10 protein-coding genes are annotated in these 13,237 nt (G+C 66.9%); 7 read left to right on the forward strand and 3 right to left on the reverse strand.

The window, feature by feature from the left end; all coding sequences use genetic code 11:
- Window positions 1-86: 86 nt before the first annotated feature.
- From DVR07_RS15935 to DVR07_RS22190, 3 genes are all read right to left on the reverse strand, one after another.
- Window positions 87-4,181, reverse strand: a complete 4,095-nt coding sequence (locus DVR07_RS15935; protein WP_115798251.1) for a DNA-directed DNA polymerase II large subunit — start codon at window positions 4,179-4,181, stop codon at window positions 87-89.
- Window positions 4,181-4,600, reverse strand: coding sequence for a PPC domain-containing DNA-binding protein (locus DVR07_RS15940; RefSeq protein WP_115798252.1), 420 nt, complete (start codon window positions 4,598-4,600; stop codon window positions 4,181-4,183). The genes DVR07_RS15935 and DVR07_RS15940 overlap by 1 nt, the downstream gene beginning before the upstream one ends.
- Window positions 4,601-4,700: 100 nt before the next feature.
- Window positions 4,701-4,871 (reverse strand): DUF7556 family protein, encoded by a 171-nt coding sequence (locus tag DVR07_RS22190; RefSeq protein ID WP_165881768.1) that lies wholly within the window; start codon window positions 4,869-4,871, stop codon window positions 4,701-4,703.
- A 294-nt stretch (window positions 4,872-5,165) separates the two neighbouring features.
- Between DVR07_RS22190 and DVR07_RS15945 the strand changes: the two genes are divergently transcribed.
- From DVR07_RS15945 to DVR07_RS15975, 7 genes are all read left to right on the forward strand, one after another.
- Window positions 5,166-6,980, forward strand: coding sequence for an ABC transporter substrate-binding protein (locus tag DVR07_RS15945; RefSeq protein WP_115798253.1), 1,815 nt, complete (start codon window positions 5,166-5,168; stop codon window positions 6,978-6,980).
- A gap of 211 nt (window positions 6,981-7,191) precedes the next feature.
- The gene (locus tag DVR07_RS15950) at window positions 7,192-8,208 is read left to right on the forward strand and encodes an ABC transporter permease (protein ID WP_115798254.1); all 1,017 of its coding nucleotides are present in this window, start codon (window positions 7,192-7,194) and stop codon (window positions 8,206-8,208) included.
- A gap of 1 nt (window position 8,209) precedes the next feature.
- A complete protein-coding gene (locus DVR07_RS15955; protein ID WP_115798255.1) occupies window positions 8,210-9,607 on the forward strand; it encodes an ABC transporter permease in 1,398 nt (465 codons plus the stop codon).
- Window positions 9,607-10,689: an ABC transporter ATP-binding protein gene (locus DVR07_RS15960; protein ID WP_115798256.1), complete on the forward strand. Its 1,083-nt coding sequence runs from the start codon at window positions 9,607-9,609 to the stop codon at window positions 10,687-10,689. Before DVR07_RS15955 ends, DVR07_RS15960 begins: the two co-directional genes overlap by 1 nt.
- Window positions 10,686-12,017 (forward strand): ABC transporter ATP-binding protein, encoded by a 1,332-nt coding sequence (locus DVR07_RS15965; RefSeq protein ID WP_115798257.1) that lies wholly within the window; start codon window positions 10,686-10,688, stop codon window positions 12,015-12,017. Before DVR07_RS15960 ends, DVR07_RS15965 begins: the two co-directional genes overlap by 4 nt.
- Before the next feature lie 28 nt (window positions 12,018-12,045).
- The gene (locus DVR07_RS15970; RefSeq protein ID WP_115798258.1) at window positions 12,046-12,528 is read left to right on the forward strand and encodes a DUF7555 family protein; all 483 of its coding nucleotides are present in this window, start codon (window positions 12,046-12,048) and stop codon (window positions 12,526-12,528) included.
- 90 nt (window positions 12,529-12,618) lie between these two features.
- Complete coding sequence (locus DVR07_RS15975; RefSeq protein ID WP_115798259.1) at window positions 12,619-13,194, forward strand: DUF7529 family protein; 576 nt, start codon at window positions 12,619-12,621, stop codon at window positions 13,192-13,194.
- Window positions 13,195-13,237 lie beyond the last annotated feature (43 nt).

Genomic DNA, 13,237 nt, shown 5'->3' on the forward strand with positions numbered 1-13,237 from the left:
AGCGAAGCGACTGAGGGGGTGACGCAGGCTTTTCATGAACGTTTTGCAAGGGAGCGCCGCCTGGGGCGCTCCCGCAGCAAAAGGTTCTACATGAAGTCCGCGATGCTGCCCTGCTTGTTCTTGTCGTTCTCGAAGATGCTCTCCAGCCGGGTGTCCATGATCTCGAGGCGCTGCTTGGTGTACTCCCGGCAGTCGTACTTCTCGGCCACCTGGATGGCGGTCTCCATGTACTTGTTCACCGACCCCTGGTGGACCGTGAGGTTGACCCTGCCGCCGCACTCCCGGCACTCGCCGGTCAGGGGCATCCGGCGGTACTTCTCGCCGCAGTCGAGACACCGGGTCTCCTGCCGCGAGAAGGCGCGGAGATTGCCGATGAGGTCGGGCAGGAAGTGGTACTCGATGACCCGCTCGGCCACGTCGGTCTCGTCGACCGACCGGAGCTTCCGGGCGAGCTCGAGCTGGGCGTCCATCTTGTCCATCATCGAGCCGAGGGTCTTGTACGCCGAGAGGTCCGGACCGAGCGCGATGTCGGCGGTGTCGTGGCTGTGGTGGAAGTCGGTGTACTCGCGGTCGGTTCCCAGGTTCTCCTCGGCGATGGTCATTACGTCCTCGACCTCGCCGGGGTCGGCCATCTCGCGGGTCGCCTCGTAGAACTCCAGGGGGTACTCCCGGACGATGTCCATGTTGTGGGCCTCGTCGTCGATCTCCGAGGGGTCGATGCGCGAGGACATCACCAGCGGCGCGTCCATCTGTCCACCCCGCTTGTCGGGCAGGAACTCTTTGCTGAAGTTGAGCAGGCCGTCCATCAGGAGCATTACGCAATCCTCGTCTCCGTCGCAGTTTGCGGTGTAGAGGCCGTTCGCTACCAGCGAGTGGGTGTCCGCGACCGTAATTGAATAGGTGTGTTCCGTGTCGCTTTGGACGATTTCGACGGATGCAACCTCGTCTGGTTCGACCGCACCACCGTCAGCGACTACCTCCGAAGCGGCGGAGGTGTCGGTCGTTGCTGGAAGGTTCGGTTGCGCAGGAAGTTCGTCCCCGGGGCCGACCTCGTGGGAATTGACGCGCTCGACACCGTCACCGTTCCAGACGAGAACGGGGTGGTCCGGAGTAACCGTAATCTCCCGGCCACTCCGAGTCTCGATCTCCACGAGGTGCTCGGGCGCGGGATGCTTCGAGACAGCCTCGACCGGCTTCTGAACGACATCACCGTCTTCGTCTACCGAGGGGACCCACACGTCTCCGTCCAACTCCTCGACCAATGCGCCGAAGTCGTCCTCGCGCGGGTCCTTCAGCCGGTCTTCGACCAACGACCGAATCTCGTCGTAATGCCAGTCACCGGACTCGTCTTCGTACCAGACCTTCGTCTCGGGGTGGAAGCAATTCCGGCGTTTCGCGGCGTGAAAGTACGGATGCGCGTATCCCACGGCCGCCGAGGTGAATCCGACGATGCGGCCCACCACTGCAGCGGAGGTGTGAGGCGCCATCCCGAAGACGAGTTCGCCGACGAGTTCGTCGCGCTCGTCCACCTCGTAGAACGGCTCCAGCCCGTAGTACTGCTCCAGCAGGTCGTCGACGAAGTCGGCGGTCTGCAGCAGGTGCTCGGCCGCGCCGTCCGAGAGCACGATGTCCTGAACCTTGAGCTCGACCAGCTGGTCGTCGTGGCGCAGCGGGTCGCCGTGGACGTCCTCCTCGTAGCCCAGCGACCGGAAGTGGTCGGCCGACACGTCGAGTTCCGCGGGCCGGACCGACGTCACCGGCAGGTCGGTCATGTCGTACCGGACCGTGCCGTCCTTGAAGGCCGAGACGTCGTGCTTCGCGCGGAGGACGCCCTTCTCGATGGGTTCGGGCGTCTTGTACGACGACGACAGCCCCTTGACGCCTTTCAGCGTGTCGAAGGCGTTCTCGCGCTCCCCGACCGACTCCAGGGCCGACCGGAACTCGTCGTTGACGTCGATGGTCCGGTACTCGACCGAGGAGGCCTCGACCTCGCAGCGGTCGCAGACCGCACGGCCCGACTCGTCGAGTTCGACCACCTGGTCGCAGTCGGGACACGTGAAGTGGGCGAAGGTGTTGCCGCCGCACTCGGGGCACTCGGCCTTGAAGGTGTGTTCGCCGCAGTCCTCGCACTCCCGGCGGCCGACCTGGGCCTCGACCAGGCCGGGCGTGCTCTCCATGTCGGGCGCGTGTTTCGCGGCCGCCGCCACGTCGCGCTGGCTGCCGCCGGCCTCGCCGATGGGGAAGAGGGTGTGGACCGCCGGCGAGAGCTCGCGCTCCTCGGACTTCTCCGGGCGACCCATCCGGTTGCCGATGCGGGTCGGCGCGCGCTCCCGGACCTCGAACGGGGCGACCTCGTTGACCGCGCGGACCGCGTTGTCGCCGTCCGCGTCCTCGCCCCAGTTGCGGGCCTCCGGCGAGAGGTCGTCCCACGTCCGCTCCAGGTCGCCGGTCTCGTCGTCCACCTCGACGCCTAGGGAGCGCGCGAGGGGTCGCCATTCGGGGATTCGAATGGTTTCGTCCCCCTGTTCGTGGGGGACGAGGATGCATTCGAGCGCGGTCCGGACGGCCTCCTCGGTGAACTCGATCACCAACTCGCCGTCGACCAGTTCCCCGACCGCGACTGCGTCGGCGAGCGCCTCGAACTGTGCGACGGTCAGGTCGTGCCAGAGGTAGGTGTACTTCGGGTGGAGCGGGCAGTCGTACTCGGTCGCCCACGTCAGCGCCTCGGCGGGGGACGGGTCCGAGAGGTCGACGCTGGGCGAGTCGCGCAGCGCCTGCACCTCGGCGCCGGCGTCCTCGAACTCCTTGACCCACCACTCGACGGTGTAGGAGGCGGGCGCCAGCGGATGGTTGTTCTCGACGAACTCGCCGTAGTTGACCAGGTACTCCCCGAGGTCCAGGATCTTCTCGACCCCGTTGCGGAGTTCGAGCGCCTCGTCGGGGTCGTCGATGCGCCGGACGTCGCCGTTCGCCAGCCGGACGGTCGGCCCCTCGATGGAGTCGACCGGCACCACGCCCGCGGCCTTGCCGGGCCGCTCGGTCTTGATCTGGGTCCCGGTCGCGAGGAAGTCGTCGACGAGGTGCATCGTCGCGGGGTGGACGCCCGCGGTCGCGAACCCGTGGTTGCGCGCCCGACCGTAACGCAGGCGGAACCCGCCCGACTCGCTGGGGTGGCCGAAGACGGGGCGGCCCGCGATGAGGTCGCGGAGGAACTTGGTCGCCGGCTCGACCCGGGGCGGGCCGTCGACCGCCTCGAGTTCGTCGGCGGCGTCCTCCTCGGCCGCGTCCGCGTCGGCGTCCTCCTCGGCATCTCCGTCGTCGGCCTCCTCGTCGCCGTCCTTGCCGATAGTGCCGTCGATGAGGTCCTGGAGCCACGGCCAGTCGACCTCGTCGAGGTTCCGGGTGTAGCGCTGTATCTTGGGCGCCTTGAGCGCGATGCCCTCCGCGAGGACCAGACACATGCCGCCGCGGGCGTTGTTGGTGTCGACCCGTTCGAGGTCGCGGAACCCCGAGACCTCCTCGTCGCCCGTCGCCTCGCCGTCGAGCATGATGGGCATGTGCTCGGCGATGAACTTCGACTCCTTGTCCTTGGGCGAGTACTGGAGCCCCGTCTCCTTGTCGTAGAGGTTTATCTCCTCGGCGTAGCGCTCGATCTCGTCGTCGCGACCCTCGTACTCCTCGATACCGATGAGCGCGCGGGTGTAGTCCGCGACGAGGACCGACAGCGCCTGAGCGGTCCCGCCGGCCGACCGGATCGGCCCGGCGTAGTAGACGTTGACGAACTCGGTGCCGTCGTCGTTCTCCAGGATCTCGACCCGGTCGATGCCCTCGATGGGGGCGGCGACCACGCCCTCGGTCAGCAGCGCGACCGCGGTCCGGACCGCGCCCTCGACCTTGCCGGCCCTGCTCTCGTAGTCGCCGACCCGGCCCTCCGCGAAGTCCTCGGCGAGCTCCAGGGCGGCCTCCTCCCTGCTCATCTCGCCCTCCAGTTCGCGGACGCGCTCGGCGACCCCGTCGATGCCGAGGATGTTCTCGACCCGGTCGGCCATGTCCTTGGCGACCGGAATCTCGACCTCGGGCTTGGGGTCGCCGCCGTTCGCACGGGCGTCGCGGGCGACCTCGAAGGCGTCGTCCAGGTCGGCTTCGAGGTCCTCGAAGTAGCGCTCGTCCTCCGCGCGCATTATAGCCAGAGGTCGAGGTCGGTGGGTTCGTCGGGCTCGCGCACCAGTTCGTCCTCGAAGGACCGCACGTACAGCTCCCCGGCGAAGACGGTGGCGGCGTCGAGGTGGCCCGAGAGGGTCTGGCCGCTCTTGCGCGAGAGGACGGCGTGAGTGTGGGCGAACCGGTCGCCGTCCAGCCACGAAATGTTGCCCACGCAGGACGCGACCTCCAGCGGTTCGTCGAACTCGACCTCGCGGTACTCGAGTTCGTCCTGGTCGTAGTACCAGACGGTGGCGTCCTGTACCGCGCCCATGGCGAGGAACCAGGCCGCGTCGACGTCCTCCTCGGCGGCCAGCGATTCGATCTCCGCACGCCAGTCCTCGCCGTGGCCGAGTCGCGCTACGAACTCGCGATCCCCTGAGACCTCCCGATAGTTCATGTTCCGGGGAAGGAGGACCGTCGGCAAAAAGGTTCAGTATTGCCCCGCTACCGTCGGGCAGCGGGTCGTGTCGAGTCGACCGGAGGCCGGGCCGCGACCGCTACTGCCAGTCCTGGAGAGGTGCGCTCCCCGAGACGGGGACCGAGAGCCACGCGTCGTCGGCCGCCGTGTCTGCGATGATGAGCCGCTCCGTGCGACCGTCGTCGTCCAGCGAGGCCATGACCTCGCCCTGTGCGACCGAGTCCGACGGAGCAGCCGTATTCGGCGCCATATGTGACACGTGGTACCACGGGTTGATAAACGCACCGATACGTCAGACCTGCGTCGGAAACCGACGCGTTCATATATGCGATTCGGTACCGCATTTCAGTCCGTCCGGAACGCCGTCACATTACGGTCGGGCCGTCGCGACCGTTGTTTCCGGATACGCGTCGGATACGAAGCGCGAAAATCAGACAGATGGCGGTAAAGCAGCCCATATAGGAGACGATTCGAGGGTTGTGGAACCCTTTCTCGAAGTAATAAACGGTAACTTTATCCGGGGCGCTTTGCAATGAGCGGTTGGATGACAGATACTGACAGCGTTAGCCGCCGCCGCTTCCTGCAGGCGACGGGCGGTGCGGCATCAGCGGTAGCTCTAGCTGGTTGTACCGGCGGAGACGGCAGCGACTCCGAGGGGACGACGACCGACGGCTCCGGTGACAGCGGCGAGGGACGCAACCTCAAGGTCACGTGGCGGCCGCTCGACACGCTCGACCCCATCGCGTCGACCGACTCGGCGTCCGGGTGGGTCATCCAGCAGGTCAACGACACGCTGGCAAACTACAAGGAGGGGACCGTCGAGATCGAGAGCCGGCTCGCGACCGACTGGTCCATCGAGAACAACACGAAGTACACGTTCACGCTCGCGGAGAACGCCAAGTTCCACAACGGCGAGGACGTCACGGCCGACGACGTCGTCTACTCGCTCGAGCGACTGGCCGGGTCGCCGAGCTCCCGGCGGGCGTCGTTCATCCTCAGCGACCTCGGCGTCAAGCACGAGACCCGGACGGTCACCAAGGACGGCGAGCAGGTCGAGGAGTACAAGCCCGGCACGCTCGCGGTGAACGCCGAGGACGAGCACACGGTGTCCATCGAGCTCGAGGAGCCGTTCCACGCGAGCCTCCCGATGCTGGCGTACACCTCGTTCGCGGTGATCCCGGAGGGCATCATCGGCGACGTCGGCGACTACGAGGGCCAGATGAGTCAGAAGAAGTTCGCGAAGGAGCCCGTCGGCGCCGGGCCGTTCGAGTTCGACCACTGGAAGCAGGACACCGAGGCCGTCGTCACGCGGTTCGAGGACTACCACGGGAAGGTTCCCGAGGTCGCGGGCGTCCACTGGCGGCTCATGTCGGACGACACGGCCCGGTACACCTACCAGATGAACAAGAACGCCGACATCTTCAACATCCCCACCTCGAAGTTCGACCCGAGCATGGTCTCGGTCGAGGAGACCGACGACATGGGGCGCAAGCACGGCACCTACGGCCCCGTGCGGAACGGCGAGACCGTCAACTTCGGCCGGGTCGGGACCATCAGCAACCACTACGTCGGCTTCAACTGCGAGAAGGTCGACAAGAAGGTCCGCAAGGCGTTCGCCTACGCGCTCAACCAGGAGACGGTGGCCAACACCATCTTCAAGGGCCGCTCGAAGCCCGCCCAGCACTTCACGCCGCCCGCCATCTTCCCCGGCGGCGCCAGCGGCTACGAGGAGCACGCCAAGGACTACCCCTACGGCAGCGACGAGCTCAGGCTCCAGAAGGCCAAGGAGCTGATGAAGGAGGCCGGCTACGGGAAGAACAACAAGCTCGACATCACGCTGACCACCTACGACGCGAACGTCTACATCGAGATCTCGAATCTCCTCCGGGACAAGCTCGCGAGCGCGTACATGAACATCTCGGTCGAGCCCGTGCAGTTCCCCACGCTGGTCAACCGCGGCCGGAACGGGAAGCTCGAGGCGTACACGCTCGGGTGGCTCATGGACTACCCCGCGCCGGACAACTTCCTGAAGCTGCTGTACCCGCCCAAGACCGACACCTCGAAGAAGGGGATGGCGTCGTACGTCAACTGGTCGGGCACCGAGGCCGCCGAGAAGGCGACCCAGGCGTGGGAGAAGATCCAGGCCAACACCAAGCCCACCGAGGCGGCCCAGAAGGCCCGCAACGAGGCGTACCTGGCGATGGAGGAGGCCAACTGGGAGGACGCGGTGATGATTCCGCTGGACCACCCGTACGAGGACCGGATGTCGTACGACTGGGTCGACGTGCCGATGTTCGGCGGCGGCGGACGCTCGCGCCAGATGCTGAACACCGCGAAGTTCACCGGCAAGCGCAACTGACCGCGGACGCCGTCGGCGGTATTTTTTCTGAGACGATGAACAGTTATGATTACTAGATTTGGGTATAGACAGGTTGAGCCGTCTGAGATGGGCGGTTGGGGGAAAACACAAGACCTAATGAGACGACTGTCAAAATAGCGGTCATGTGCGCGGTCCAGTTTGGGTACGTTCAACACGACAGGAGTAGCCGTATCTGCGGCGGTGGTTCGCCGTGAGCAGGTGGCAGTACTTCGCGAAGCGGGTACTGCTCTCGGTTCCGGTGTTGCTGTTCGGGGCGTCGATCACGTTCCTCGTGATCCGAGCGGGACCCCTCGACCCGGTGTCCGCGATACTGGGACCGCAGGGGAACCCGCAGGCCTACCAGACGATCCGACGCCAGCTCGGGCTGAACCAGCCGCTCTGGCAGCAGTACATCGACTACATGATCAACATGTTCACCTTCGACCTGGGCGAGTCGTGGGTAATCAGCCCCGACACCAGCGTCTACTCGCTGGTGACCAGCTACGCGCCCCGGACCATCTGGCTGGGGTTCTGGTCGGTGCTCATCGCCATCTTCATCGGCATCCCGCTGGGGTTCTACGCGGGGCTCAACCCCAACACGTTCAGCGACTACGTGGCGTCGTTCGGCGGCATCGTCTGGCGCGCCATGCCGAACTTCTGGCTGGCGGTCATCCTGATGAGCGTCCTCTCGCAGTCGGGCGACTTCATGTTCGGATTCGACTGGGAGAACTGGCTGTACTCGACGAACGTGACGGGCCCGCCGCCGCTGGGCAACCTCACGTCGTTCGAGGGGTTCGTCACGGCGCTCAAGAAGATCGCCCCGGCCGCGCTCGTGCTGGGGTCTGCGTCGATGGGCAACGAGATGCGCATCGGTCGGACCGCCGTGCTGGAGACGGTCAACTCGAACTTCATCGAGACGGCGAAGGCCAAGGGCGTCCCGCCCCGGTCGCTCGTCTGGAAGCACATCTTCCGGAACGCGCTCATCCCGCTGGTGCCGATCATCACGGGCGAGGCGTTCATCCTCATCGGCGGGTCGGTGCTGGTCGAGACGGTGTTCGACATCAGCGGCATCGGGTTCCTGTTCTTCCAGGCGGTCAAGAACGGCGACATGCCGCTGGTGGGATCGCTGATGTTCATCTTCATCCTGCTGGTGGTCCTCATCAACATCATCCAGGACGCGCTGTACACGATAATCGACCCGCGGGTCGGCTACGACGGAGGTGCCTGACATGAGCGCAGACCAGGACCGAGAGGACGTCTCGATTCTCGAACGCATCCGGGAGAACCCCGGGCCAGCGATGGGGTGGCTCGCCGGCGCGCTGGTGCTGTTCGCGCTCGAAGCCGGCGCAGTCGTCCACTTCGTGACCAGCCTGGTGGGGTCGCCGGTCGACCTGCCGACGCTGCTCACCCGCGACCTCATCCCGAACAACGGGTACGTGACGCCGGGCGGAGCGTGGCAGGAGACGTTCCTGAACCTGCCCGCCGCCTACGCGTGGGCGATCCGGGTCGTGCTCGTCTACGTCTACGCGTTCGTGTGTATGGTGTGGCTCTGGCGGGGCTACGAGATCTTCCGGGAGCACTACCGCTACGCCGACTGGACGCCCCGCGACGACATGGTGGACCGACTCAGGGGCCACCGCTGGGGCCAGTTCGGCGCGGTCATCGTGTTCGCGTTCGTCGTGATGGCGATGTTCGCGCCCGCTCTCGGGCCGACCACCGTCGAGCGGACCATCTCGAACCCGTACTCCCACTACATCGAGTACTACAACGACCAGGGCCAGCTCGAGAACGTCACGGTCGGGTCGGCCAACCTTGGGGCGCGCTCGCAGGGGACCCCGGACCAGAACGTCGGCCCGATGCAGTACGACCAGTACGGCCGGTGGCACCCGTTCGGGACGTTACCCAGCGGGAAGGACATGTTCACCTTCATGGCGGCCGGGGCGAGGATATCGCTGTTCATCGGGCTGACGTCCATCCTCGTCAGCGGGTTCGTCGCCGTCTCGTTCGCGCTGGTGACCGCCTACTACAAGGGGCTGGTCGACCTCCTGGTGGTCATCCTCGGCGACTCGATCATGTCGCTGCCGAGCCTGCTGTTCGTGATGCTGTTGTCGGTGGTGCTCGGCGGGACGTGGCTGGCCGAGATATACAGCGGCGGCTTCCTGCTGGCGGTCATCTTCGCGATAACCGGGTGGCCGTTCCTCTGGCGGTCGGTCCGCGGCCCGGCGATGCAGATCGCCGAGCAGGAGTGGATCGACGCCGCCAAGAGCTTCGGCCAGCGGCCCCGGGTGACGATGCAGAAGCACATGGCGCCGTACATCCTGGGCTACCTGCTGGTGTACGCCTCGATGCGGCTGGGCGGCATCATCATCGCGGTCGCGGGTCTGTCGTTCCTCGGGCTGGGCATCAACCCGCCCACGCCAGAGTGGGGCCGCGCGGTCAACATCGGCCAGGGGTACGTCACCACGGCGTCGTGGCACATCTCGTTCATCCCCGGCGTGCTCATCGTGCTGGTCGTGACCGCGTTCAACGCGCTGGGCGACGGCATCCGCGACGCCGTCGACCCGCAGAGCGAGGGCAGCGAAGGCGAGGGCGCTGAAGCCGCCGCGGCCGGCGGAGGTGGTGCCTGATGGCACAGCGCGAGACCGCCGCGACCCGCGGCGAGGAGCGAGCGCTGCTGTCGGTGGAGAACCTCCAGACCGCCTTCTTCACGGACAAGGAGGTCATCCGGGCGGTCGACGGCGTGAGCTTCGACATCCACGAGGGCGAGACCGTCGGCATCGTCGGCGAGTCCGGGTCGGGCAAGAGCGTCACCGCCCGGTCGATCATGGGACTGGTCGACACGCCCGGTCGGGTGCTGGAGGGCAGCAGCATCCAGTTCGACGGCGAGGAGCTGACCGACAAGTCCGAGAGCGAGTACCGGGCGCTCCGCGGGAGCGACATCGCGATGGTGTTCCAGGACCCGCTGACCTCGCTCAATCCGGTGTACACGGTTGGCAACCAGATCAAGGAGGCGCTCCGGCTCCACCAGGACATGCGGGGCGCGGCCGCCACCGAGGAGGCCATCGACCTGCTCGAGGCGGTCGGCATCCCCGACGCCTCCCGGCGGGTCAGGGAGTACCCCCACGAGTTCTCGGGCGGGATGCGCCAGCGCGCGGTCATCGCGATGGCGCTGGCCTGCGACCCGGAGCTGCTGATCTGCGACGAGCCGACCACCGCGCTCGACGTCACCATCCAGGCCCAGATCCTGGAACTGCTCGACGACCTGCAGGCCGAGCGGGACCTCGCCATCATGTTCATCACCCACGACATGGGCGTCATCGCCGAGGTCTCCGACCGCGTGAACGTGATGTACGCCGGCGAGATCGTCGAGAGCGCGCCGGTCGAGGAGCTGTTCGAGAACCCCCGGCACCCCTACACCCGGGGCCTGCTCAAATCGATCCCGGGCAACCAGCCCGGCGCCGACCGGCTCTCGACCATCGAGGGCGACGTGCCCACGCCGAACGAGCCGGCGACCTACTGCCGGTTCGAGCCCCGGTGCCCCGAGGCGTTCGAGGACTGCACCCGGGTCCACCCGGCGTCGGTCGAGGTCAACGACGACGCCGAGGACCACACAGCGGCGTGCCTGCTGTACCCCGAGGACGCCACCCAGGCGGAGGCGGTCGAACTCCACGAACAGCGCGAGAGCCAGCGCGAGGTGAGCGAACGATGAGCGAGCAAGTCCAACAGGAGTCGGTAAGCGTCGCCACGGGCGAGACGCTCGTGGAGGTCAACGACCTCAAGACCTACTACGACGAGGGCGGCATCGTCGACTCGAACCCGGTGAAGGCGGTCGACGGGGTCGACTTCGAGATCAAGCGCGGCGAGACGCTCGGACTGGTCGGCGAGTCCGGCTGCGGCAAGACCACGCTGGGCCGGACGCTCATCCAGTTGGAGAACGCGACGTCGGGCGAGGTGCTGTTCGACGGCACCGACATCACCGAGCTCTCGGGCAAGGAGCTGAAGGAGTGGCGCCGGAACAGCCAGATGGTGTTCCAGGACCCCGAGTCCAGCCTCAACGACCGGATGACCATCGGCGAGATCATCCGGGAGCCGCTGGACGTCCACGACTGGAACAGCCCGAAAGAGCGCCGCGAGCGCGTCCGGGAGCTGCTCGACGTGGTCGGGCTCCAGCCCGAGCACTACTACCGCTACCCCCACCAGTTCTCGGGCGGCCAGCGCCAGCGCATCGGCATCGCCCGGGCGCTCGCGCTCGAACCCGAGTTCGTCGTGCTCGACGAGCCGGTGTCGGCGCTCGACGTGAGCGTGCAGGCCCAGATTCTCAATCTGCTGGAGGACCTTCAGGACGAGTTCGGGCTGACCTACCTGTTCATCGCCCACGACCTCAGCGTGGTCCGGCACATCTGCGACCGGGTCGCCGTGATGTACCTCGGCAACGTCATGGAGCTGGGCGAGACCGAGGAGCTGTTCGACAACCCGAAGAACCCCTACACCCACTCGCTGCTGTCTGCGATCCCCGAGCCCGACCCCACCTCGGACAAGGAGCGGGTCACCCTGCGCGGGACGCCGCCGAGCCCGCGCGACCCGCCGACGGGGTGTCCGTTCACGACCCGATGTCCGATGAAGATCCGGCCCGAGGAGTACCGGGACATGGACGCCGACACCTGGGTCGCCATCGAGGTGTTCCGCGAGGTGCTCCGCGAGCGCCAGCGCGCCGAGAAGTCGCTGACCGAGCAGGCCAAGGAGCTGCTCGGGATGGAGACCCGGTTCTCCGACATCGACGAGATCAAGGCGGAGCTGTTCGGCGACCTCGCCCTCCGGCCGGAGGTCGAGCGCCACATCGACGAGGCGGCGAGCCACGTGGCCGACAGCGAGGAGGCGAAGGCCCGCGAGGTGCTCCGCGAGGAGTTCGGTAGCATCTGCGACGCCGAGAAGCCCGACGACTACGTCGTCAGCGACACCGGCCGGGTCAGTCACTGCCACCGCCACATGGAGGAGTACGCCGAGCCCGACGAGTTCGTCCCCTACACCGAACGATAAATGTGCCAGCGGGCCAATCGACCGATAGATGTCGTCAACTGAGCGGTCCGCGACGTCCGGGGCCTCCCGGCGGGTCCGGCAGGCGGTCGACGCCGCGGTGTACGCGCTCGCGGTCGCCGCGGTGGTGTTCGTCGTCGGCGCGATACTCGGATTCGTCGTCGGCGGCGGGCTCGTGACCGCGAAGTACGTGATGTTCGTCGTCGGCCTGCTCGCGTTCGGCTACGGCACGCTCCAGCTCCGGCCCGACCCGCCGTGGAGCACCGAGGAGGGCGAGGAGGGCGAGATCAAGATCGTCAAGGAGGAGCGGCCGTCGGGCACCGTGGTCAACAGCCGGGAGGAGACCGCGTTCCAGGCGGCGGTCCAGCGGATTCCGCCGCTACCGTGGTACTCGCTCCCGCCGGACGAGCGCATCTCGGTGGCGTTCAAGATCTTCCTGGCCGGGCTGGCGACGCTCGGGTGGTCGTTCGCGATGGAGGCGGTGTTCGGCGTCGTCGCGGCGGGCGCGGCGTGACGGGCGGGCCGGCGTCGCCCCTCACCCGATAACGGGCTCTTGCCCACCCAAGCAACAGGCTTTACCATCAGAAGGCCGTCAGACGGACACATGCCAGAGACTGGGGCCGGGGACGACGACCCGGACTACGCCGAGCAGATCGCAGCGAGCGCGGACGTCCACAAGGGCGCCTGGCAGCGCACCCTCGACGACATGCAGGCGATGGAGGAAGAGCTCGAGGAGGAGGGCTGGGACGTCGTGGCCGTCGGCGCCGGCCACACCGCGCCGACGAACCCCGACGCCGGCGAGACCGACCGGTGGGGGTTCGTCCACGTCATTCCGGACAACAAGGCCGAGCCCTTCGAGGCGGCGGTCGAGACCGGCGCGTTCCCGCAGTACCGGGTGTTCCGCAACGAGATGCAGGGCCGGGTCTTCATGCTCACCCAGCTGCTCGACCCCGAGTCCGAAACCGCCGTCCTCCTCGCGGGTAACTTCGAGATGCGCCACGCGCCCGGGCTGGTCAAGACGGCGCTGAAGGAGGGCGAGATGTACACCCACGTCCAGACGCTCGACGGCACCCACCGGGGGTCGTTCCGCCACGACGACGTCGAGAAGTTCTTCCCCGACCCGCACAAGTACACGGGCTACGAGGTCGAGTTCGACGGCGTGCTCGACGACGAGGAGTAATCACCGAGCGAGCCGGGCGTCGAACCGATTCTGATCCCCTTCT

The organism is Halorussus rarus, from assembly GCF_003369835.1.
Taxonomy (GTDB): Archaea; Halobacteriota; Halobacteria; order Halobacteriales; family Haladaptataceae; genus Halorussus; species Halorussus rarus.